The organism is Allomuricauda ruestringensis DSM 13258 (genome assembly GCF_000224085.1).
GTDB classification, from domain to species: domain Bacteria; phylum Bacteroidota; class Bacteroidia; order Flavobacteriales; family Flavobacteriaceae; genus Flagellimonas; species Flagellimonas ruestringensis.
On record NC_015945.1, the window covers coordinates 919982 to 944927 of the forward strand.

At 42.7% G+C, this 24946-nt stretch carries 17 protein-coding genes; 8 read left to right on the forward strand and 9 right to left on the reverse strand.

Features of this window, described 5'->3' with window-relative positions; translation table 11 throughout:
• Position 1 precedes the first annotated feature (1 nt).
• Positions 2-2488 (reverse strand): type I DNA topoisomerase, encoded by a 2487-nt coding sequence (gene topA / locus MURRU_RS04200; RefSeq protein ID WP_014032176.1) that lies wholly within the window; start codon positions 2486-2488, stop codon positions 2-4.
• A gap of 190 nt (positions 2489-2678) precedes the next feature.
• Here topA and MURRU_RS04205 point away from each other — a divergent pair, with 190 nt between their 5' ends.
• Positions 2679-5816: a sialidase family protein gene (locus MURRU_RS04205; RefSeq protein ID WP_014032177.1), complete on the forward strand. Its 3138-nt coding sequence runs from the start codon at positions 2679-2681 to the stop codon at positions 5814-5816.
• Between the two features lie 64 nt (positions 5817-5880).
• On the opposite strand, the gene MURRU_RS04210 is transcribed toward MURRU_RS04205, so the two are convergent.
• The gene (locus tag MURRU_RS04210; RefSeq protein WP_014032178.1) at positions 5881-6609 is read right to left on the reverse strand and encodes a hypothetical protein; all 729 of its coding nucleotides are present in this window, start codon (positions 6607-6609) and stop codon (positions 5881-5883) included.
• Positions 6610-6758: 149 nt separating this feature from the next.
• Between MURRU_RS04210 and miaB the strand changes: the two genes are divergently transcribed.
• The 7 genes from miaB to groL all read left to right on the forward strand — a co-directional run bounded on the left by miaB (position 6759) and on the right by groL (position 13573).
• Positions 6759-8204, forward strand: a complete 1446-nt coding sequence (miaB, locus tag MURRU_RS04215; RefSeq protein WP_041801782.1) for a tRNA (N6-isopentenyl adenosine(37)-C2)-methylthiotransferase MiaB — start codon at positions 6759-6761, stop codon at positions 8202-8204.
• A gap of 97 nt (positions 8205-8301) precedes the next feature.
• Positions 8302-9582, forward strand: coding sequence for a sigma-54 interaction domain-containing protein (locus MURRU_RS04220; protein ID WP_014032180.1), 1281 nt, complete (start codon positions 8302-8304; stop codon positions 9580-9582).
• A gap of 19 nt (positions 9583-9601) precedes the next feature.
• Positions 9602-10129 (forward strand): LptE family protein, encoded by a 528-nt coding sequence (locus MURRU_RS04225; RefSeq protein WP_014032181.1) that lies wholly within the window; start codon positions 9602-9604, stop codon positions 10127-10129.
• Positions 10130-10135: 6 nt separating this feature from the next.
• Positions 10136-11053 carry a hypothetical protein gene (locus MURRU_RS04230; RefSeq protein ID WP_014032182.1) on the forward strand — a complete coding sequence of 306 codons (918 nt, stop codon included), beginning with the start codon at positions 10136-10138 and terminating at the stop codon, positions 11051-11053.
• A complete protein-coding gene (gene secG, locus MURRU_RS04235) occupies positions 11050-11412 on the forward strand; it encodes a preprotein translocase subunit SecG (protein WP_014032183.1) in 363 nt (120 codons plus the stop codon). Before MURRU_RS04230 ends, secG begins: the two co-directional genes overlap by 4 nt.
• Before the next feature lie 146 nt (positions 11413-11558).
• A complete protein-coding gene (locus MURRU_RS04240; protein ID WP_014032184.1) occupies positions 11559-11837 on the forward strand; it encodes a co-chaperone GroES in 279 nt (92 codons plus the stop codon).
• Between the two features lie 101 nt (positions 11838-11938).
• The gene (gene groL / locus MURRU_RS04245) at positions 11939-13573 is read left to right on the forward strand and encodes a chaperonin GroEL (protein WP_014032185.1); all 1635 of its coding nucleotides are present in this window, start codon (positions 11939-11941) and stop codon (positions 13571-13573) included.
• Positions 13574-14009: 436 nt separating this feature from the next.
• Here groL and MURRU_RS04250 read toward each other — a convergent pair whose 3' ends face one another.
• From MURRU_RS04250 to MURRU_RS04280, 7 genes are all read right to left on the reverse strand, one after another.
• Positions 14010-15740 (reverse strand): efflux RND transporter periplasmic adaptor subunit, encoded by a 1731-nt coding sequence (locus MURRU_RS04250; RefSeq protein ID WP_014032186.1) that lies wholly within the window; start codon positions 15738-15740, stop codon positions 14010-14012.
• Between the two features lie 4 nt (positions 15741-15744).
• On the reverse strand, positions 15745-16452 hold the full coding sequence (locus MURRU_RS04255; protein WP_014032187.1) for a membrane protein: 708 nt from the start codon (positions 16450-16452) through the stop codon (positions 15745-15747).
• Positions 16453-16459: 7 nt separating this feature from the next.
• A complete protein-coding gene (locus MURRU_RS04260) occupies positions 16460-18958 on the reverse strand; it encodes a heavy metal translocating P-type ATPase (protein ID WP_014032188.1) in 2499 nt (832 codons plus the stop codon).
• 71 nt (positions 18959-19029) lie between these two features.
• Positions 19030-19581, reverse strand: a complete 552-nt coding sequence (locus MURRU_RS04265; RefSeq protein WP_014032189.1) for a helix-turn-helix domain-containing protein — start codon at positions 19579-19581, stop codon at positions 19030-19032.
• A 23-nt stretch (positions 19582-19604) separates the two neighbouring features.
• Entirely contained in the window at positions 19605-19931 is a 327-nt protein-coding gene (locus tag MURRU_RS17750) for a heavy metal-binding domain-containing protein (protein ID WP_014032190.1), read from the reverse strand.
• A gap of 16 nt (positions 19932-19947) precedes the next feature.
• A complete protein-coding gene (locus tag MURRU_RS04275) occupies positions 19948-21168 on the reverse strand; it encodes a TolC family protein (protein WP_014032191.1) in 1221 nt (406 codons plus the stop codon).
• A complete protein-coding gene (locus MURRU_RS04280) occupies positions 21165-24902 on the reverse strand; it encodes an efflux RND transporter permease subunit (RefSeq protein WP_014032192.1) in 3738 nt (1245 codons plus the stop codon). Before MURRU_RS04280 ends, MURRU_RS04275 begins: the two co-directional genes overlap by 4 nt.
• Positions 24903-24946 lie beyond the last annotated feature (44 nt).

Here is a 24946-nt window from a genome sequence, read left to right on the forward strand (position 1 = left end):
ATTATTTCTTAGCTTTTGCTTTTGTCTTGGCTTTTTTCTTTGGTGATTTCTTCTCCAATAAGGCTTGTGCTTCTTCCAAAGTCACTTTTGTGGCGTCCACATCTTTGGAAATTTCCACCTTCACCTTACCCTTAATAATATTGTGTCGTCCCCAACGGGCTTTTTCTATCCTGATTTTTTCTTCGGGCCATTCCTGAACGACCTTCTCGGCCTCTTTTTTCTTTTTGGCCTCGATCAATTCAGCAATATCGCCTTCGGTAAGATTATCAAAGTCATATTTTTTGTTCACATTGATGAACATACCGTCCCATTTGATGAAAGGTCCAAACCTACCTTTACCTTTGGTAACATCCTTTCCTTCATAGGTGGCGATTGGCGCATCGGCTTTTTGCTTTTCTTTGATCAATTCAATGGCACGATCCATGTCCACATCAAAAGCGCTTTCGCCTTTGGCGAGTGAAATGAATTTTTTTCCAAAACGTACATAAGGGCCATAGCGACCTACATTCGCCTCTACTTCTTCACCTTCGTACACGCCCAATTGTCTTGGAAGTTCAAAAAGCGTCATGGCTTCTTCAAAAGTAATGGTTCCTATAGATTGCTCGGGGAGCAAGCTTGCAAATTGTGGTTTTTCCTCATCGTCCACGGTTCCAATTTGTACCATGGGGCCAAAACGTCCTAACCTTACGGACACCTGTCTGCCAGATTTTGGATCTGTTCCCAACACACGCTCTCCACTTGCCCGTTCGGCAGTTTCTTCGACCTTCAGCACATTGGGATGAAAATCTTTGTAGAAATTTTTCATCATTTCCTGCCAATCTTCATCACCCGATGCGATTTCATCAAAATCCTCTTCTACCTGAGCCGTAAAATTGTAATCCAGAATTTGGGTAAAGTGCGTCACCAAAAAGTCGTTTACAATCATCCCGATATCGGTCGGGACAATCTTTCCTTTTTCCGACCCAACGGTTTCCGTAAGCTGACTATCTGAAACTTTTCCATCTTCGAGAACCAACTGCACATATTTGCGTTGAGCACCTTCAACGGTACCTTTCTCTACATACCCTCTATTTTGAATGGTAGATATGGTAGGTGCGTAGGTAGATGGTCGACCAATTCCCAATTCTTCCAACTTCTTCACCAAAGAAGCTTCCGAATAGCGGTAAGGTGGTCTTGAGAATCTTTCTGTGGCCGAAATAAATACATTTTGAAGCGGCTCCCCCACATTCATGGCCGGCAACATACCTTCTTGCTCCTCCCCATCCTCATCATCGGTTCCTTCCAGGTATACTTTAAGGAAACCATCAAACTTCACCACTTCTCCGTTTGCTGAGAATTCCTCGTTGTGGGTACTTGCTTTTATTTTTACATTGGTACGCTCCAATTGGGCATCGCTCATTTGCGAGGCCAGGGTACGTTTCCAGATAAGTTCGTATAATTTGGCCTGATCGCGTTCCAATTGGGGCGACTGCAATTTCATATCGGTTGGGCGAATGGCCTCGTGCGCTTCTTGTGCACCTTTGGATTTTCCAGTAAAGTTTCTGGTTTGACTATATTTTTCGCCATAGTTATCCAGAATGGCGCTTTTGGCCGCGGACAATGCTTCGTTCGAAAGATTGACACTATCTGTTCTCATATAAGTAATGAGACCTGCCTCGTATAGGCGCTGTGCCACTTGCATGGTGCGGCTCACCGAAAAATAGAGTTTTCTGGATGCTTCCTGCTGTAAGGTAGATGTGGTAAATGGTGCCGCTGGTGATTTTTTGGCCGGTTTTTTGGCCAAATCGGAAACCGAAAAATCCGCACCAATATTCTCTTTTAAAAATGATTCGGCTGCCTCTTTGGTTGGGAATGTTTTGTTCAGCTTGGCTGCAAAAGCATTGCCCTCATTGGTTTTGAATTCTGCCCTTATCCTAAAAGATGCTTCTGGCGTAAACCCTTCAATCTCACGTTCACGCTCCACGATCAAACGTACCGCAACAGATTGAACCCTGCCTGCGGAAAGCCCTGGTTTTATTTTTTTCCAAAGAACCGGCGATAGTTCGTAACCCACCAATCGGTCCAACACCCTACGCGCCTGCTGTGCATTTACCAAATTATAGTTGATGTCCCTTGGATTTTCAATCGCTTTTTGAATGGCCGATTTTGTGATGGAGTTAAATACGATTCGCTTAGTCTTGTTCTTGTCCAAACCTAACTCCTCTGCCAAGTGCCAAGATATGGCCTCCCCTTCTCGGTCCTCATCACTTGCCAGCCAAATAGTTTCTGCTTTTTTAGCCAAATCCTTAAGCTTTTTTACCAAAGCTTTTTTCTCCTTGTCTACAGTATATTTTGGCTTAAAATCGTTCTCAACATCTACACCGAGCTCTTTTGAGGGAAGGTCGGCAATGTGCCCAAAACTAGACTCTACTTGAAATTCTTTTCCTAGGAACCGTTCAATGGTCTTAGCTTTAGCGGGGGACTCTACAATAACTAAATTTTTTGGCATGCACTTGGTTTTGTGACAACAAAAGTATATTAAAATTTAAACTTCAGCATTTACAGGATAGGTTTTAGTACTTAGAACCAAAAAAAATCACCAAGCAAATTCAAAAACTCACATTAATAGCTGATCCGTTACAGATCAGGGTGAAATATTTGTTATTTTTATGAGGACTAACTAAATAACTCAACTAAAAATGACCAACCGCTACTTTATCATGGTACTTGCCGTGCTGTGTTTTTATCCCTCGAACGCTCAACGAAAAAAGAACAAGAACAACGCTCCTCTATTCAAGGAATCCCTTTACGATGGAATGAAATGGAGAATGGTGGGCCCACACCGGGGAGGAAGGGCCGGAACCGTTTCAGGTGTAGCCAACGACCCTAACCTATATTATATGGGTACCGCAGGTGGAGGTGTTTGGAGAACTACTGATGCGGGCAATTCTTGGGAGTGTATTTCTGATGGCTATTTTGGTGGTTCCATTGGAGCTGTCACCGTCGCCGAATCCGACCCTAACATTATATATGTAGGCGAAGGTGAACAAACACTTAGAGGAAATGTTTCCTCGGGCAAAGGACTTTGGAAAAGTATGGATGCCGGTGAAACCTGGGAATTTATAGGACTAAAAGATTCGGAGCACATTGCTCGAATTCGTGTCCATCCCAAGAACCCGGACATTGTTTATGTAGCCGCCATTGGAAACCTCTGGAAGCCTAACGAGACCCGTGGCGTTTTTCGATCCACCGACGGAGGAAAAAATTGGGAGAAAATTCTTTATGTAAGTGATAAAGCGGGTGCTGGAGATTTAATTATGGATCCCAACAACAGTAGAATTCTTTACGCTGCTACTTGGCAGATGAAACGAAACGGTTATCGCATGGACAGTGGCGGCCCCGACAGCAAAATGTTTAAAAGTACCGATGGCGGAGACACTTGGAAGGATATTTCAGAGAATTCAGGATTGCCCGGTTTTCCATGGGGAATTGTAGGGATAACAGTTTCCCCGTTGGATTCTGACAGGATATGGGCCATTATCGAAGCCGAGGACGGTGGTGTTTTCCGTTCCGATGATGCAGGGGCAACTTGGAAAAAAGTCAATGAAAACCGAGGACTAAGGCAACGGGCTTGGTATTACAGTAGAATTTATGCCGACACCCAAAATATCGACAAAGTTTGGGTAATGAATGTGAGCTATGGGGTTTCCACAGATGGAGGAAACACCTTTACACTTAAAACAGCCGGGCATAGTGATCACCATGATCTCTGGATCGACCCTAACAACAATCAAAGAATGATCATTGCCGATGACGGAGGTGCACAAATCTCCAATGATGGTGGAAACAACTGGACCACTTATTACAACCAACCTACCATGCAATTCTATCGAATTGCTACGGATAGTATTTTCCCTTACAGAATATACGGAGCACAGCAGGACAATACTGCCTTGCGTGTTTTCCATCGCTCCTCGGGCTCAAGCATCACAGAAGATGACTGGGAACCCACGGCCGGAGGCGAGAGTGCACATTTGGCACCCGACCCTAAGAACAACCAATTGGTTTATGGAGGAACCTACAAAGGCTACATGAACCGTTTGGACCATACCACCGGTCAAACTATCTCTACCAATATATGGCCCGACAATCCCGCAGGTTCAGGGGCAGAGGTAATGAAGTACCGTTTTAATTGGAACTATCCATTGACTTTTAGCCGACACGACCCCAACGTACTTTATGCTGGTTCAAACTATTTGCATGCAACAACAGATGGTGGACAATCATGGAAAACCATTTCACCTGAATTGGCAAGGGGCATTCCTGAGACCATTGAATCTTCAGGAGGACCCATTACGCAAGACAACACGGGAGCAGAATTTTATTCCAATATTTTTGTGATTACAGAATCCATTCTGGAAAAAGGGGTGATTTGGACAGGTAGTGATGATGGATTGATTCATGTAACTCGCGACAACGGAGTTACTTGGGAAAATGTGACCCCACCTGAATCCATGTCGCCTAAATTGAATATGATCAACTGTATTGATGCAAGTCCGTTTGATCCTGGAACCGTATATGTCGCCGCTTCGTCATACAAATTTGGTGACTACACCCCTTATCTGTACAAAACGAATGATTATGGCCAAACATGGACATTGATTACGGACGGCATTAAAGATAATTACTATACCCGTGCCATCCGTGCCGATAAAGTAAGGAAAGGATTATTGTATGCGGGTACCGAATGGGGCATGTATGTTTCTTTTGATGATGGAGAAAACTGGACACCCTTCCAGTTAAATTTACCTATCACTGCAATACGCGACCTACATGTTAGGGACAATGATTTGATTGCTGCCACCCACGGAAGAGGTTTTTGGATGATTGATGATTTAACACCACTTCATCAGCTTACCAAAGAAGTTGCCGAGAGCGATTTTTATCTGTACAAACCCGATATGGCCTACAGAATGCATCAGGATCGGTCTTGGCAAGAACCCAACACTAAATTAGTAGGGGAAAATCATCCCGATGGAGCAATTATCAACTATTACCTAAAAAGCTTGAAGGAAACCGATACGGTGACCATGGAAATTTTAGAAACAGATGGCAGTGTCATTCAAACTTTTTCCAACCATGCCAAACCTGATAGATTGGATCCCACCTCAACTCAAAAATTGGAAGTTGCCGAAGGAGGCAACCGATTTATCTGGAATATGCGATACCCAGGCTACCAAGAGTTCGAGGGAATGGTGTTCTATTCCTCGCCCAATATTGGTCCAAAAGCGATTCCTGGGAACTACAAGACAAGACTTACCGTAAATGGAAACTCCTCGGAGCAAACCTTCAGCATTTTAAAAGACCCAAGAGTATCGCTCAGCCAAAAAGATTTTCAAGATCAATTCGACTTTTTAATGAAGGTCCGCGAACAAGTCAGCCGTGCCAACAATGCCATCATCAATATTAGGAGCATTAAAAAGGATCTGGCCTATTTAAAGAAGAAAACCAAGGAAAATGCGGAAATCCAGAAAATGGCTAAGGATTTTGAAACGGAGCTTTCCATAATCGAGAACAACATTCACATGACCAAAAATCAGAGTAGGCAAGATCCGTTAAATTATGGTATCCGAATCAATAACAGATTGGCATTTTTGATGGTGGACTCGCAACGTGGCGACCAAAAGCCGACCCAACAGGCCCAAGAGTTTTTTGTGGAGGTGACCAAGGAACTCGACAAGGAAATCAACGACTTAAATATACTGGTGGAAAAGCAAGCCACCCTAATCAACCGGAAAGTGGAAGAGAATCAAATTAAATTGATTTCCTCCCAATAGAAATTTAATGCTCGGCAACAAGTAAAAGCGCCCTCCGAAAAAGGGCGCTTTTTGTTTATGCCAATTACACATCCATGGAAATTCCTACGGCATCTTTATAAATAAAGTAGATAGGTATTTTACTGAACATTGCGGTGAATAAAACCCCGACCAAACACAATATTACTCCAAGTTGAGCAACCATTCCGGCCACAAGTATCAAAAGAAATATCATCAACCAGTTTTTATTGCCAAGGGCAAACCCGGATTTTACAATTTCCATGGCGGTAAGTTTTTTATCAAAAGCAAAAAAGGCGGGAAACAAAGACATGGGCACCATCAAATAAATAATACCCAATCCGCAGGCCAATAAACCTAGTAACGATAGTCCGACCATGATCAAAGAAAGAATCAATGCTTTCGACAAATATTCTTTTTTGAAGTAATAAAAATAGTCATCCCTCCCCGTCTCTTTCAAATCATACCTTCTGCAAATCCTTAAAAAAGCAGCGTTCAAACAAATAGCAACGGTCATTACACCAATCATAAATATAGGCATGACAAAAGTCATTAGCACGGCAAATGCCGGTGGCATTTCCTGTTGATCGAATGCATTGGGGTCGCTAATCCCCATAGCTATCATTGGGAGGTAAATCAGCAAATAAAAAGGAATAATACTAACAAAAGTCAATAAAAGGGTAAGAGCCCCTTGCAGCCATACTTTTTTGAACAATTCAAAAGAGTTGTTGAACACGGTCCCGAATTCTATTGGTGCACTTTGCTTTATTCTTTCGGATAGGTTGGTGAAATTCATTTTGAAAATAGGTTATGTTTTTAAGTTTGAAGGTAACACTAACAGGTGATTCCGCAATATCTTCTTAAAAATTACTGCCAAATTGTCACTAAACTGTAATAAGCTTTATCTTTGCACCCATTGAAACATTTATGATTGAGGAAAAAAGCGTGGAAAAAGTAATAGATGAAAGCCAACAAGGAAGCACCTTGTCGCTGGAAAACAACGAAAAGAACGGCCGAAAACTTTACATAGAAAGCTACGGTTGCCAGATGAACTTTTCCGATAGCGAGATTGTGGCGTCCATATTGGCCAAGGAAGGTTTCAACACCACCCAAAACTTGGATGATGCCGATTTGGTTCTGGTAAACACCTGCTCCATTCGCGAAAAAGCAGAACAAACCGTTCGCAAGCGACTGGAGAAGTTCAATGCCGTAAAAAGAACCAAACCAAATATGAAAGTTGGTGTTTTGGGCTGCATGGCGGAACGTTTGAAAAGTAAGTTCCTAGAAGAGGAAAAAATTGTGGATATGGTCGTGGGGCCCGATGCCTATAAAGACCTGCCCAACCTTATCCAAGAAATAGACGAAGGTAGAAATGCCGTAAACGTTATCCTTTCCAAAGATGAAACCTACGGCGATGTAGCGCCTGTTCGGCTAAACACCAACGGAGTCTCTGCTTTTGTTTCCATTACCCGTGGTTGCGACAACATGTGCACGTTCTGTGTGGTTCCCTTTACCCGTGGAAGAGAGCGCAGTCGTGATCCACAATCCATTTTGGAAGAGGTGAATGATCTTTGGGAAAAAGGATTCAAGGAAATTACACTTTTAGGTCAAAATGTGGACAGTTACCTTTGGTACGGTGGTGGATTAAAAAAAGATTTTGACAAAGCTTCGGACATGCAAAAAGCAACTTCCGTAAACTTTGCCGGATTGTTGGAACTTGTAGCACAGGCCCAACCTAAAATGCGTATCCGTTTCTCCACATCCAACCCACAAGACATGACTTTGGACGTTATCGAGGCGATGGCCAAATACGAAAACATCTGCAAATACATTCACTTGCCCGTACAAAGTGGAAGCAACCGCATTTTAAAGGCGATGAATCGTTTGCACACTCGTGAGGAATATTTTGAGCTTATCGACAACATCAGAAAAATTATTCCCGATTGCGCCATCAGTCAGGATATGATCACAGGCTTCCCAACGGAAACCGAGGAAGACCATCAAGATACCTTAAGCCTGATGGAGTACGTGAAGTACGATTTTGGTTTTATGTTCGCTTATTCCGAAAGACCTGGAACCATGGCCGAACGCAAAATGGAAGATGACATTCCTGATGAGACAAAGAAAAGACGCTTGCAGGAAATTATTGAAGTTCAACAAAAACACAGCCATTACCGCACCCAACAGCATCTGGGTAAAACCGAAGAAGTCCTTATAGAAGGACCCTCCAAAAAATCCGATGCACATTGGATGGGGCGAAATTCTCAGAACACCGTTGTAGTTTTTCCAAAGGAAAATTACAAAGTGGGCGATTTTGTGAACGTAAAAATCAACGAATGTACCTCAGCTACCCTTATTGGTGAGGCTGTAGGATATTCAGAAAACAATTAATAACCAATTTGTCATTCCGCATCGTGCTTCGACTACGCTCAGTATCTGTGCGGAATCAAAAAAAATAAGATTCTTGTTTTCGCAGGAATAACAGCATATGGAAAGTGTACAATCCATAAAACAACGGTTCGAGCTCATCGGAAACGATGTAAAACTCAATCGGGCCATAGAAAAAGCCATACAAGTCGCACCCACCGATATTTCGGTTTTGGTGACCGGCGAAAGCGGTGTGGGAAAGGAATCCATTCCTAAAATCATCCATTCACTCTCCCACCGCAAGCATGCTAAATACATTGCGGTAAACTGCGGAGCTATTCCCGAAGGAACTATAGACAGTGAATTGTTTGGTCACGAAAAAGGGGCTTTTACTGGTGCCACCCAAACCCGTAACGGTTATTTTGAAGTGGCCGATAAAGGCACCATCTTTTTGGACGAAGTAGGTGAGCTTCCGTTGACCACTCAGGTTCGATTGCTACGTGTACTGGAAAATGGCGAGTTCCTAAAAGTAGGATCCTCTCAAGTACAAAAAACCGATGTTCGTATTGTGGCGGCCACCAATATTAATATGTTCGAGGCCATTAAAAAGGAAAAGTTCAGGGAAGACCTTTATTATAGGTTGAGTACGGTTGAAATAAACCTGCCCCCGCTTCGCGATAGACGGGACGATATTCACTTGCTGTTCAGAAAATTTGCTTCGGACTTTGGACAAAAATATAAAATGCCCACCATCCGATTGGAGGACGATGCCGTGGAGCTTCTTTTAAAATATCGCTGGCCCGGCAACATCCGTCAATTAAGAAATATTGCTGAACAAGTTTCGGTATTGGAAGAAAATCGAAATATTTCAGCAGCTACGCTAAACAGCTATTTGCCCAACGCAAGCAGTTCCAATTTACCTGCAGTGATAAAGCAGTCCAAAAAAGAGGGTGACTTTAGCAACGAGCGTGAGATTTTGTACAAGGTCCTTTTTGACATGAAGGGTGATTTGAACGATCTCAAAAAATTAACCTTGGAGCTTCTTAAGGATAATGATTCCAACAAAGTTCAGCGCGAAAACGAAGGCTTGATTCGAAAAATCTATGGAAATCAGGAAGAAGAAGATGTAGAACACGAGGAGAAACCTACAGCAGAATTGTTGCATCTTCCAGAACCTGTTGTTGAAGCATCGGCGCCAAGCACAACCCATCAGCCCCCAGAAGACCGCTATCATTTTGCGGAAGAGATCGAAGAGGAAGAAACCCTATCTTTACAGGAAAAGGAAATCGAATTGATCAAAAAATCGTTGGAGCGCAACAAGGGAAAAAGAAAGGCAGCCGCTGCGGAGCTCGGAATTTCCGAAAGGACACTCTACAGAAAAATAAAACAGTACGATCTTTAATTTACACCTAAAAGTTTTAATGAGAACAATGAAAAAAAATGGACTAAAGGTTGGACTACTTGGATTGGTTTTCTTTCTATCCAATTGTGGAGCATATAATTTTTCTGGAGCGGACATTGGGACCGCACAGAGTTTCCAGGTCAACTTTTTCCAAAATTATGCAGATCAAACACCCGGTTCGGTTATTGTGCCCGGATTAGGGCGTGATTTTACCTTGGCACTTCAGGACATGATCAACAACCTCACCAGTTTGTCCCTTACTGGAAGCAATGGTGATTTGTTGTACGAAGGTGAGATTGTGGGGTACAAGATTGTTCCCATGACGGCCACCTCAGATCAACGCACCTCCCAAAACCGACTGACAATGACTGTAAATGTTCGGTTTTATAACACCACAAAGGAAGATGCTGATTTTGAAAAACGGTTTTCCTTCTTTTACGATTTTGATGCCGCAGCTCCGTTGCCATCAATACAAGCTGCTGCGCACGAAGAAATTTTTGAACGACTTACCCAGGACATTTTTAATGCATCCTTGGGAAATTGGTAATAGTATATGAACGTTTCAGATTTTATACATATTCTTCAAAACTCGAATACCATCCTATCTCCCAAGCAAACAAGGGAGTTGGAGGATATTATTGAGGAATACCCTTATTTTCAGGCAGCACGTGCGCTACACTTAAAAGGGCTCAAAAATCTGGACAGCTACAAGTACAACAATGCCCTTAAGGTAACGGCCGCCCATACTTCGGACAGGGATGTGCTTTTTGATTATATCACCTCCAAAGAATTTATCCAAAACAATATTGCCGACACCATTGCTGGCAGAGGCTCTAAACTTGAGGACCAAGACGCGGTTTCGGAAGAAATACAGCCCAATCCAAATGCGGCAAGTATGCTTTCGGAATCCAACGAACCTGCCCTGCCCCAAAATTTAAACGACGCAGAACAAATTCTGAATCCCGAACTTTTCAAATCAAAAACTCCTGAAAAGCAAGCTGAAAAAGTTGAGGAATCCAAAAAGGAACCGGACACCAATTTAAATTTGGGCAAACCAATCCCGTTCACCAAAAAGGAGAAACACTCCTTTACCGAATGGCTTCAATTGACTTCCACTTCCGAAGAACCGGCCGAAGAAGAAGAGAATACGACAGACCATCAGGAAGAAAATGTGATGGACAAGCTGGAGCGTAAAAAGAAATTTGATCTCTTGGACAAGTTTATCGAGAACAATCCCAAGATAGTCCCAAAGGAATCCAACCCCAAGGTCAATATAAAGGAGTCCACCAAAATCAACCAAAACGAGTTGATGACAGAGACTTTGGCCAAGGTATACTTGGAGCAGAAAAAGTATAAAAAAGCCATTCAAGCCTTTAAAATATTGAGTTTGAAATATCCAGAAAAAAGTGGTTTCTTTGCAGATCAAATTCAGGCAGTGAAGAAACTGCAACAAGAAAAAGATAAGAAATGAGCACGTTTGCAATTTTTTTGGTACTGATAATTATCGTGTGCCTTTTGTTGGTCTTGGTCATTATGGTCCAAAATCCTAAAGGTGGTGGATTGTCTTCATCCTTTGGAGGAAGTGGCAACCAAGTTGTTGGTGGTGTAAAAAAGACCGGGGACTTTTTGGATAAAAGTACTTGGACCCTTGCCACCCTTTTGATTGTTTTGATATTGCTTTCCAATGTTTCCCTAAAAGGGAACTATAGCCAAGCAGATTCCAAACTACTTCAAGGCGACGATACGGAAATACCAGAAACGGTTCCAGAGGAAGTACCTGAACAACTTCCACCTGCCGACACTACAAGTCCAGTAGACACTATTGGATAATACAAAGTGACAAAGCATAGAAAAATGCCAGCTTGAAATGACAAGCTGGCATTTTTGTTTTCCAGAATGTCAGTTTTTGAGCATTGGCACAATTTCTGTCCTTTAGATTCAAGAATTTTTTAAACAAACACCTAAATAATTAAAATATGGCTAAAGTAAATATCAAACCATTGGCAGACAGGGTTTTGATCGAGCCTCTACAGGCCGAGACAAAAACTGCCTCCGGTATCATCATCCCGGACAACGCTAAGGAAAAACCACAAAAAGGAACTGTTGTGGCCGTTGGACCTGGAACCAAGGACGAAAAAGTGACCGTTAAAGTGGGCGATACCGTTCTTTATGGAAAATATGCCGGTACTGAACTCAAGTTCGATGGTACTGACTATTTGATGATGCGCGAAAGCGATATTTTGGCAATCGTATAACCAATATGTCATTCCCGCAAAAGCGGGAATCCATCTAGAAACTAAAACGTATAACCAAAAAGATTCCTGCCTTCGCAGGAATGACAAAATAAGAGTATAAAATGGCAAAAGATATTAAGTTTGATATAGATGCACGTGACGGACTGAAAAGAGGCGTTGACAAATTGGCCGAGGCCGTTAAGGTAACCTTGGGGCCAAAAGGTAGAAACGTAATCATCAGCAAGTCTTTTGGGGCACCACAAGTAACCAAAGATGGTGTTTCTGTTGCAAAAGAAATTGAATTGGAAGACGCCCTTGAGGACATGGGTGCACAAATGGTGAAGGAAGTTGCTTCCAGAACCAACGACCAAGCCGGTGATGGTACAACTACCGCAACTGTATTGGCGCAGGCTATCGTGAAAGAAGGGCTTAAAAACGTCGCCGCCGGAGCAAATCCTATGGATTTGAAACGAGGAATCGATAAAGCCGTTGAAGCCTTGGTGGCCGATTTGGAAAAACAAACCAAGAAAATAGGTAACGACTCTGACAAGATCAAGCAAGTAGCTTCTATCTCTTCCAATAATGACCAAACAATTGGTGACCTTATCGCCAAGGCGTTCGCCAAAGTTGGAAATGAAGGTGTAATTACCGTAGAGGAAGCAAAAGGTACCGACACTTACGTTGATGTTGTTGAAGGTATGCAGTTTGATAGAGGATACCTTTCCCCTTACTTCGTTACCGATACCGATAAGATGATCGCCGATTTGGAGAATCCTTACATTCTTCTTTTTGATAAGAAAATCTCCAATCTACAGGAAATCCTTCCTATTCTTGAGCCAGTAGCACAGTCTGGAAGACCACTTTTGATCATTGCTGAAGACGTAGAAGGGCAAGCCCTAGCTACTTTGGTAGTGAACAAATTGAGAGGTGGCCTTAAGATTGCCGCTGTAAAAGCGCCAGGTTTTGGTGACAGAAGAAAAGCTATGTTGGAAGACATCGCTATCCTAACCGGTGGTACCGTAATCTCTGAAGAAAGAGGATTCTCTTTGGAAAACGCTTCTTTGGATATGTTGGGTACTGCTGAAACCGTAACCATCGACAAAGACAACACTACAATTGTTAATGGTAGCGGAAATGCAGATGACATTAAAGCTAGAGTGAGCCAGATTAAAGCTCAAATCGAGACTACTACATCGGATTATGACAAAGAAAAACTTCAGGAACGTTTGGCCAAATTGGCTGGTGGTGTTGCCGTACTTTATGTAGGTGCAGCTTCTGAAGTAGAAATGAAAGAGAAGAAAGATCGTGTGGATGATGCCTTGCACGCAACCCGTGCCGCTGTAGAAGAAGGTATTGTTGCAGGTGGTGGTGTTGCCTTGGTAAGAGCGAAGAAAGTTCTTGAAAAATTAGCAACAGACTCTTTGGACGAAACGACAGGTGTACAAATTGTGGCCAAGGCCATCGAATCTCCTTTACGTACCATTGTAGAGAATGCTGGCGGTGAAGGTTCCGTAGTTATCGCTAAAGTTCTTGAAGGCAAAAAAGACTTTGGTTACGATGCCAAATCCGACCAATACGTGGATATGCTTAAAGCAGGAATCATTGACCCTAAAAAAGTAACCCGTATTGCTTTGGAAAATGCAGCATCGGTAGCAGGTATGATTTTGACCACAGAATGTGCATTGACCGACATTAAGGAAGATGCCCCTGCAATGCCTCCAATGGGAGGTGGCGGTGGAATGCCAGGTATGATGTAATATCATCCCATTCAGATTAAAAATAGGAACGCCCCAATTTGCATCGGGGCGTTTTCTTTTTATCTAGTTGAACGGTTCTCCTTAAGAACCTAAAACCAAGTTACTTCTTCTTACCAGTAGCTTGGGCAGTCTTCTTTGCTACAGGCTTTACAGCTTTGGCAGGAGATGACTTTCCATTTGACTTTGCTTGTTTCATCGGTCAATAATTTAAAAACCTAAGTAAATGTATTTCACATTTGAATCCGAATAATTTATTTGGCTAAATATTAACTAAAATAGCTTGTGGTGCATTTTGATAATATTATGGTCAAAAACCGTCAGGTCGAGAACCTTTTTTATAAAAATTCTTTTTCTCGATACAAATTTCACTCATGCTTTCGTGAAATCCACTCGAAATGACGAATTTTTCATCAAAATGCACTATGGGTTAAAATAGCTAGTTGATGGTTCCCACCACACTGCCACAGGTAAGCATCGCATCCCCATAATAGGGGTTGCGTATTTCCTCTTCCAAACTGAGCCAATTGGCACCCTTGTCGTTATTGGCCATTGGGCAATGCTGCACATATAGTTTAGTCTCCAAATCATTCATTTGTTGCCCTATTTGAATTATGTTTTGGGAAAGCAAGATAAAATCCTCACGTTGGTCCGCCAAACTACTTTTTGAGGCCATATTTGTTAGTTGTTCTTTTAATTTTGATAGGTGACTTTTGCCCATATCATCCATCTCCAAATTATTTATTTCTGAGGCAATCCTTGCTGCTTTCTGTGTCAACACTTGTGTTCGTTCTTGGTCAGATGCAACCAAGGCATCTTTCAAATCCAGATAAATATTTAAAAGGTCGTTGAACTTTGATTGTGCCTCTGGGGAAAATTCCATTTTCATTGCACCAGGCATATCTACATGGTCATGATTCATGGTTGATGCTGTTCCATCTTGATTCATCATGGATTTTTTACCCTGCAACTGAGCCGCGGCATCTACCGTAAAAGTACCTTGGGCGACTACCAAGTCTCCCGATTTTAACCCTGAATTGACCACATAACTGCCATTTCTCAAATTTCCTAGCTCAACCTCTCGCATTTCAAAAATGGCATTGTCTGGATTTGGCTGTACATAGACCAAGGAACGTTTTCCAGTCCAAAGAACGGCACTTTCCGGTATGGTCAACGATTCATTTTGATGGTTTGAAACCTCAACTTCAGCCTGTACAAACATGCCTGGTTTGAGCAACCCTTCTTTGTTGTCAAGCTCTGCTCGCACCTCCAAGGTCCTTGTATTCTTGTTCAATAGCGGAGATACAAAGGAGACTTTGGCAGGGAATGTTTTGTTTGGGTATGATTTTGTGGTCACGTTCAACGTTTGCCCTTCCTTAAACAAGCTCAATTGGTTTTCATAGGCATCAAAAATAGTCCAAACCGAATTTAGATTGGCCACTTTCAACAAAGGTGAACCTGTTTTGATGTAATCGCCTTCCTCCATCATAATTTCGGAAACTACACCACTCACATTGGAGTACACCGGGAAATTTTCCAGTACTTGTCCAGCACTTTCGATTTCGTTGATTTGTGCTTCGGACAATTTCCAAAGTTTCAATTTGTTGCGAACGGCTTTGTACAATTGGGGTTGGGATTCCTTTAAATTGGCTGCCGTCAACAGTTCTTGTTGGGCCGAAACCAAGACCGGGGCATAAATAGTGGCTAACTTTTGGCCTTTTCGAATCGCTTCTCCCTCAAAATTGATAAAGATCTTTTCTATCCTTCCATCAAAATAAGCCGATTGAACCGCATCCGATTCCTGGTTGACAGCTACTTTACCAGAAACTTTAACATGGTCTTTGCTATCAACTCCAGAACCCACCATCACAGTTTCCACTCCTGCCAATACCATGGCATTCTCGGTCATTTTAATTTGATTTGCCATAAGACCTTCTCCCGCATTGTCGGCAGGAATCAAATCCATGCCACAAATAGGGCACGACCCCGACTCTGGTTGCATAATCTGTGGATGCATGGAACAGGTCCACATGTCGTCCGAAGCAATTTCCGTGCTATGGTCATGCTCGTCTTCGTTTGTGATATCGGCACCATTTCCAAATATGAGATATCCCACCAATAATCCGACCACAACCGCAACTCCAATGTATATGATGTTTTCCTTTTTCATATCACTATTTTTTTCGTTTTATAACTTTTCTCATCGTTGGCGACGAGGTAAACCAAAGCAAAAATCCGCTCAATACGGTAATCAATCCCAACAGGGAAAAAGCACGAAGCAAAGTTGTATTAAAATCATCCCTGCTTTCATAATCCATCGTGTGGGTCATCCAAAGAAAATCGAACCATCTCCAATTCCGATGCCGAACCGTTTGAAAAGATCCATCGGCCACCGAAACATAGGCCTTAATATTTTCCGGTGAATCATACGTAATCACATAGGCGGGCAATTTCTTTTCCCTATACTCATGATGCTTATCGGTCTCATCGATTACCTCAACCCCTTTGACATTTAAATCCGGTGACATTTGACGCTCAGCAACAGCTAGGGCTTCTACTTCCGAAATACCTTCTTTTATGTTCCCGTTTTTAGCATCTACCAAATATTCATTATTGATCCAGTAATACGGTTTGCCCGCTATTTCCTTTAGGCTCAACGAACTTATTTTAGCGGGAATATTAATCTGTGAAAGCCCAATGAGTCCATCAAAAGCTACGGGCTCATAATCCATGTTCCTAAAATGGTCCCCATGGATTTCGTCAATATCTGTCCAGCTAAAGTAGAGCCCACTAGCTGTCCACATGATGAATTGAATGCCCAAGAATATCCCCAAATACCTGTGGGCCTTTCTAATTTTAACCGCTGTTTTTCGTTTTACCATTTCGTTTTTAGTCGATTGATTTAGTTCGTAACCGCAATGCATTAGCTATAACCGACACCGAGCTAAAGCTCATGGCCAAGGCCGCGATCATGGGCGAAAGCAAAATCCCAAAGAAGGGATAGAGTACCCCTGCAGCCACTGGCACACCGATAGTGTTGTATATCAATGCAAAAAATAGGTTTTGTTTTATGTTTTTCATGACGGCCTCACTAAGGTTCCGTGCCTTTACGATGCCGTGCAAGTCGCCTTTCACCAAAGTGATCATAGCACTTTCTATGGCCACATCGGTGCCTGTACCCATGGCAATGCCCAAATCACTTTTGGCCAATGCAGGGGCATCGTTTATGCCATCGCCCGCCATGGCGACCACTTTGCCGTTATTTTGAAGCCGTTCCACTTCCTTCATTTTATCCTCGGGCAAGGTCTCTGCCTTAAAATCATCCAGATGTAGCTCACTGGCCACCGCTTTGGCGGTCGTAGTATTGTCGCCCGTGAGCATGATAACCTTTATTCCTTTATCTTGAATTGCTTTGATAGCCTTGGCACTTGTCTCCTTGATTTTATCTCCAATGGCCACAAAACCGTGACATTTACCATCAATGGCCAAATAAGAAACCGTTTTACCTTTCTCTTGTGCTTTTTTGACTTTCTCCTTCATATCATCAGAGATTTCAACATGGGCTTTTTCCATCAATTTGATATTCCCCAACTGAACCTCCAAATCCTTGATCTTGCCTTCAACCCCCATACCCGTCACGGCATTGAAGTTTTCGGTTTTCAAGATTTCGACCCCTTTTTCTTTGCCGTATTTTACCGTGGCCTGGGCCAAAGGGTGCTCGCTGTTGGCATTTACCGACACTAGATATTGCAGCAATTCTTCTTCTGAATATTCACCCGAAAAAACTTCCAAATGGTCAAAAGTGGGTTTACCTTCGGTAATAGTTCCTGTTTTATCAATGATCAGGGTGTCCACATCGGCCATTTTTTCCAAAGCTTCCGCATTTTTGATCAACACTCCATTTTGAGCACCTTTTCCCACCCCTACCATTACGGACATGGGTGTAGCGAGCCCAAGTGCACAGGGACAGGCTATGATCAATACAGCAATCGCATTGATTAAAGCGTAGACATAAGTGGGCTGTGGACCCCATATCGCCCAAACAGCAAAAGTCAAGATTGAAATAATCACAACCGTTGGCACAAAATAGGCAGATACTTTATCGGCTAAATTTTGAATGGGTGCTCTACTTCGGCTTGCTTCGTTCACCATATTGATGATTTGCGAAAGCAGGGTGTCGCTACCCACTTTTTCAGCCTTCATCAAAAAGGTTTGGTTGCCGTTGATGGTCCCGCTGCTTACTGTATCATCCACAGCTTTTTCAACTGGAATGGGCTCTCCCGTTATCATGGACTCATCCACCGAAGTTTCTCCTTCGGTAATGACTCCATCCACAGGAATTTTTTCGCCAGGTTTTACCCTCAGCACATCACCTTTTTCAATATCATCAATGCTTACCTCAACTTCTTCCCCATCCACAACTTTAATCGTTTTGTTGGGAGCTAATTTCAATAATTCCTTTACTGCATTGTTGGTTTTGCTGTGCGCTCTGGCCTCTAACAATTGGCCCAAAAGCACCAAAGTGAGAATTACGGTTGCTGCCTCAAAATATACATGCACAGCACCTGTTTCTCCCTTGAACTGGTCAGGAAAGAATCCAGGGAACAACAATGCGAGTACACTAAATATAAAAGCCACTCCCGCACCAATACCAATAAGCGTGAACATGTTCAGGTTCCACGTTTTAATGCTTTTGTAAGCTCTTTCAAAAAACATCCAAGTGGCGTAAAAAACCACAGGCAGTGATAACGCAAACTGAACCCAATTCCAAAATTTAGGTGCCATTACTTCATTCAGTGGATTATTGGGAATCATATCGCTCATGGCAATCAGGAAAATGGGCAATGTGAACGCAAGGGCAATCCAAAACTTTTTGAGCAGTTTTTTATAGGTTTTTTCCTCTGCGCTGGCTTCAGGTTCTTTGGGCACTAAATCCATTCCACATTTTGGACAGGAACCCGGACCATCCTCCAACACTTCGGGGTGCATGGGGCAGGTCCATTGTTGTTTGGAGTTTGTAGCCGTATTTTGCTCCTCCACCAAATCCATCCCACAAACTGGGCAATCCCCTGGTTCATCGTAGGTTTTGTCCCCTTCGCATTGCATGGGGCAATAAAAGGTCCCATTTCCATTGGAAACCGGTTTTTTTTCCTTCTTTTTTGGTTGATGGTGGTGTCCCTCAGGATGTATACTGTAACCACCCCCATCATTTTCCAAAGCTTTCTTGAAGGTTTCTATTGAAATGTGTTCCTCCATCTCGATCACGGCCTCGGCTTTTTCCAAATTCACCTCTACCCCCGTAACCCCCTCAACTTTGGAAAGGGTTTGCTCAACATGATTTCTACAGCCATTACAGCTCATTCCGTGTATGTGATAGGTATGTTTCATGTGCTTGTTTATTTTTTTATTCAAAACTAGCTGAACACCAGCTGGAAGCTTTTTACAATTCTGGGTATCTTTTATACAATTTGATCTAAAGGTCTCCTATTCCAATCTTGCACTTTTCTATATTCACTCATGGACATTCCTGTAATCGATTTAAACTGTTTGGCCAAATGGCTACTGCTCTTATAGTTCAAATTATAAGCTATTTCAGAAAATGTTTTATTATCCATCTGGATTTCTTCCTTTACCCGCTCAATTTTTAAAAGAATAAAGTATTTTTCAATGGTCAAGCCTTCTTTGGCACTGAACATTTTACTGAGCACCGAATAATCTTTGTTCATTTTTTCCGACAGGTATTCCGAGAGATTCTGGTGCATATCGTCATTCAAAGCATTGATCAAGTGTTTTTTAATATCAGCTATGTAACTGTCATTCACACCCTCGATCAGTTCAAATCCATTTTTGACCAAAATCTCCCGAATACGTTCCATTTGTTTTTGGGCTCCGTCAGAAAATTGGACTTCTCCCAAATCCATATGTACCACCTCGATGCCCGCATTCTGAAACTCCTGTTTCAAAACATCTTTGCATCTATCGCAAACCATATTTTTTACTTTAATCCGCATCGCTGGTACAGTTGAAACTTTAATTAATTGTGAGTATGTCCGTCTGCCATGTGCTCCTCGTTCAACACATAGGTCATCCCGCAAACCGGGCATTTCCCCTCTTCATCGCTTCCACTGCCTTCACAATGCATTGGGCAAACATATGTGGAGGTATATTCCTTACCTTCCATTTTTGCGGTTTCCATGCCTTCCATGTCGTGACCTTCATGATCCATCTTTTCCATGTCATGGTCCATGGTTTCCTCCGTAGAAGTTTCTTTTGCTTCCTCGGTTTTTCCTTTGCACGATACCGTAAGTACCAATACTGAAGCGAATGCGATTCCGATAATAGTTCTAATGTTTGTTCTCATTTTTGACATTTTAAATTTACTTGTTAATTAAATAATTGATGATGGCAGATTGTAGGTAATACAACTGCACCGATTGTATTTGATTGGTCTGAAACTTTAATTGCAACTCTTGAATGTCCAGCACATCGTTAAAGTCGATGGTGCCCGTTTCGTAGTTCTTGATCAGGATTTCTTCGGCATCCTTGGCCTGTTTTAGGTTTTTTGCTTGGGTTTGATGCGCAATACGTGCCTGGTTCCGTTGCGAAATGGCATTGGCATAGGCATTCTCCAAAATGTTCAATCGCTCCTCTTTTTGGAATTCAATCTCTTTTTGACGAAGCTCGTTCTGTTTGGTGGTCGATTTAAACTTGTTGTTGAAAATGGGAACGGAAAAAGTGACCATCGGCATTACAATATCCTTTCCGTTATCACTAAAAACCATATCATCCCGTTCCGAAACAGGTATATAATCCAACCCTATCCCAAAACTTGGAGCGTTTTCCTTTTGGTTGAGCAGTTCCGACTGGGTGACCGATTCATATAACTGGTCATATTTCAGCAGCTCAGGGTTGAGGCTCAAATCCTCTTTATTAAAAATGGGGTCATCCGAAGGGATGTCCATTTCATCCACCACCTCAACCGCGATACTTTCATCTCGATGCAGCAAATTATTGAAGACAGCCTGTTCTGCTAGATAGGTTTGCTCCAGCACTTCTTTCTGCTGCTGCAATTCATTTTGACGGATTTGAAGCTTCAAAACATCAACCGCGGAGGCGTTTCCCACTTCAACAGAGGTTAGGGCCAAAGTTTCATAGGTTTTCAACAACTCAATATTTTCCTGCAATACCTTTTGCTTGGCCTGAATCCCGTATAAATTGTAGTAGGATTGCGCTACGGAAAGGGCCAACTTTCGTTTGGCTATCACAATTTCCGCATACTCGGTCTCTGCCATGGAACTCGCATAGTTTTCCCGCGCGGTGATGGTTCCGAACCAAGGTAACATTTGCGATACCGAAAACCTGGCACGTTGTGCTCCTGTCCTGGTCTCTGGTTCACTCACAAAATATCCTGCCGCTATGGTGGTATTGGGCAAAGTGTTCATTTCGACCACCTTTTCCTTGGCAATGTTATAGCGAAGCTCCAACGCTTGGATCATGGGACTGTTCAACTCGGCTTCTTGCAAATAGCTTTCCAAAGACTGGGCGTTAACCCCAAAAGCTACTAAAGCAAATACTATATATATGAATCTCTTTTTCATCGGTTTTGCATTTTAAATTGCAGCTCACTTTTCCAACTGTACAGCACAGGTACCACAAAAAGTGTGACCAATGCAATCAACATACCTCCAAAACTTGGAATGGCCATCGGAATCATGATATCGCTTCCCCTCCCTGTACTGGTAAGCACGGGCAACAGTGCCAAAATGGTTGTCGCTGTGGTCATTAAACACGGTCTGATACGTTTTTCACCTGCTTCCAGTACCGAAGCACGAATTCCTTTCAAGTTTTCAGGTTTGTTCTTATCAAAAGTTTGGGTGAGGTAAGTGGCCATCACCACCCCATCATCAGTGGCAATCCCGAATAGGGCAATAAACCCGACCCAGACAGCAACACTCAGGTTGATGGTGTGCATTTGGAATAAATCCCGCAGGTTTTCGCCCATAAAACTGAAATTGAGGAACCAATCCTGACCATAGAACCAAATCATTAAAAATCCACCAGCAAAAGCCACCATAATTCCCGAAAATACCATCAAAGAGGTGGCCACCGATCTAAATTGGAAGTAAAGGATCAAAAAGATAATCAAAAGTGCCAAGGGTACCACCACAGACAATGTTTTTTCTGCCCGCAATTGGTTCTCATACGTCCCGGTAAATTTATAGCTGATGCCTTTTGGCACCACCAACTCCCCACTGTCAATTTTTTCCTGAATCTTGGCTTGCGCATTTTCCACCACATCAACTTCGGCATAGCCGTCTTGCTTATCAAAAAGTACGTAGCCCACCAAAAAGGTATCCTCACTTTTAATGGCTTGCGGTCCTTGCTCGTAACGGATGGTGACCAATTCGCTCAAGGGAACAGGACTTCCTTTTTGTACCGGAACATAAATGTTCCCTATATCGGTTGGATTTTCCCGAAGTTCCCTTGGGTAGCGCACACGAACACCGTAACGCTCCCGTCCTTCCACGGTTTGGGTCAATGTCATCCCGCCAAGGGCAACTTCCAAAATTTGCTGTACATCTTCGATGACCAGACCATAACGTACTAATTTTTCGCGGTCAATGTCAATGAGTAAATACGGTTTCCCTACAATTCGATCCGCAAAAACCGCCTCATCCTTGACCCCTGCAGCTTCTTTTAAAATGGGTTCCAATTGAAGGCCAAAGTTTTCGATTTCTTTTAAATCCTGCCCTTTCACTTTAATTCCCATAGGTGCCCGCATTCCTGTTTGAAGCATCACCAAACGTGTTTCAATAGGTTGCAGTTTTGGTGCGGAAGTGACACCTGGCAATTTGGTCACCTTTACAATTTCATTCCAAATGTCATCTGGGCTTTTAATCTCGGGACGCCAGTTTCGGAAGTATTCACCATCATTGTCAGGAATTAAAAGACTTCGATCTATTCGTAACGGTTCACTCACATGATTTCCTGTATAGCTTTGTTCGTTGCTCACCTCCAAATTTGGATTGGCGAGTACTTTTCCGTTGCTCAATTCAAAATACCCATCGGGATTGACTTTGAATCGTTGTGGACTTCCCGCTTCATTTTTTTGATACTCCGAACGGTACTGGATAATGTTCTCGTACATGGAAAGTGGTGCGGGATCCAATGCTGATTCGGTTCGACCGGATTTTCCCACCACGGTTTGAATCTCAGGGATGGTAGCAACCGCCATATCCAATTGTTGCAACACCCGCTTGTTTTCCTCAACTCCGGCATGCGGCAAAGAAGTGGGCATCAATAAAAATGAACCTTCATTTAACGAGGGCATAAATTCTTGACCTGTATTACGCATGATCATGAATCCAAAAACCACAATCACGGTGGGAATGGAGAGGAACATCAATTTATTCTCCAATGCCCATGTCAAAATACGGCTGTAATATTGTCTAAACAGATAAAACACTCCTAGTAATACGCCACAAATCAACCCAACAAATAGCAAGTTGATGGCAATACTACGATCAAATCCCAAGGGTCTCCAATACGTGGCCAATAAGAAAATGATTGTCGTAACGCAGATGCCCACATTGATCATTCCTGCTTGTTTAGCATCTAGAATTTCTCTCAACTTCAAGATTCCAGAAACGCCAAAGGCGATCAAGGCCAGTCCCGACCAATAACCAAAACCGATTGCAACCAAGCCTAATGCCATCAAAATACCGTTCCAAATATATTTAAAGATGGGGGTTTGTTTTTTCTTCTTAAAAATGATGGCTGCAAAAGGAGGAATTAAAAACAGGGCAATAATAATAGAGGCCGTCAGTGCCATGGTCTTGGTAAAGGCCAATGGTCGGAAAAGTTTTCCTTCGGCACCAACCATGGTAAACACGGGAATAAAACTGATAATGGTGGTTAGCACAGCGGTTAATATTGCTCCGGAAACCTCGGAAGTTGCGTTGTACACCACTTCGTTTATCGGCAAGTTATTCTTATCATCATCCATGTGCCGGATAATGTTCTCGGAGAGAATTACACCAACATCGACCATGGTACCAATGGCAATGGCAATACCAGAAAGTGCCACGATATTGGCATCTACCCCAAATAGTTTCATAGAGATAAACACCATAAGAACGGCAATGGGAAGCAAGCCAGAAATCAGAATAGAGGCCCTAAGATTGAACACCATCACCACGATGACCAATATGGTGATAAGAATTTCGAGTGTCAAAGCCTCATTGAGCGTCCCCAATGTTTCTTGTATGAGTTCGGTTCTATCATAAAAGGGAACAATAGTGAGTTGCGAAGTGGTTCCATCTTTCAATTGTTTGGATGGAAGCCCAGCACTTAATTCTTTTATTTGGTCTTTTACGTTGTTGATGACCTCCAATGGATTGGCGCCATATCGGGCCACGACCACACCACCAACAACTTCAGCACCTTCCTTGTCCAAAATTCCACGACGAACTTCTGGCCCTAATGAAACGTGAGCCACATCCTGTACCCTAATGGAGGTGTAATCTGTTGCAGAAACCACTGCATTTTTGATATCATCCAAGGATTTTATGTAGCCGAGGCCACGCACCAAATATTCCGCTTTGTTGATCTCCAAGGTTTGGGCACCAATATCCCTATTGCTTTGCTTAACGGCCTTCACCACCTGATCTAGTCCCACATTGTACTGTTTCATCAGTTCAGGGTCCACATCCACTTGGTATTCCTGTACAAACCCACCAATGGAGGCCACTTCGGATACGCCGGACGCGGAAGACAATGCATATTTCACATAGTAATCCTGGATACTGCGTAGTTCCTGCAAGTCCCATCCTCCAGTTACATTGCCATCTTTGTCACGACCTTCCAAGGTGTACCAAAAAATCTGTCCCAAAGCTGTAGCATCAGGGCCTAATGCAGGGTTTACTCCATCTGGCAATAAATTATTGGGCAAGGAATTGAGTTTCTCCAGAATTCGACTGCGGCTCCAATAGAATTCCACATCTTCTTCAAAAATGATATAGATGCTCGAAAACCCGAACATGGAAGAGCTCCGTATGGTCTTTACCCCCGGTATTCCCAGCAAGGAAGTTGTCAAAGGGTAAGTAATCTGATCTTCGATATCCTGTGGGGAACGCCCAGACCATTTTGTAAATACAATCTGTTGGTTCTCCCCGATATCGGGAATAGCATCCACTGCAACAGGATTGCTTGGCAAAGCACCAGTATCCCAATTAAAAGGAGTGCTCATTATGCCCCAAGCCATAAAAATCAGCAGGAGCAACACGGCTACCAATTTGTTTTCTATTAAAAATTTGATGCTTTTGTTCAGCATAAAGGTTTGATTTAAGCATTAGATCGACACAAAAACGCGCATAA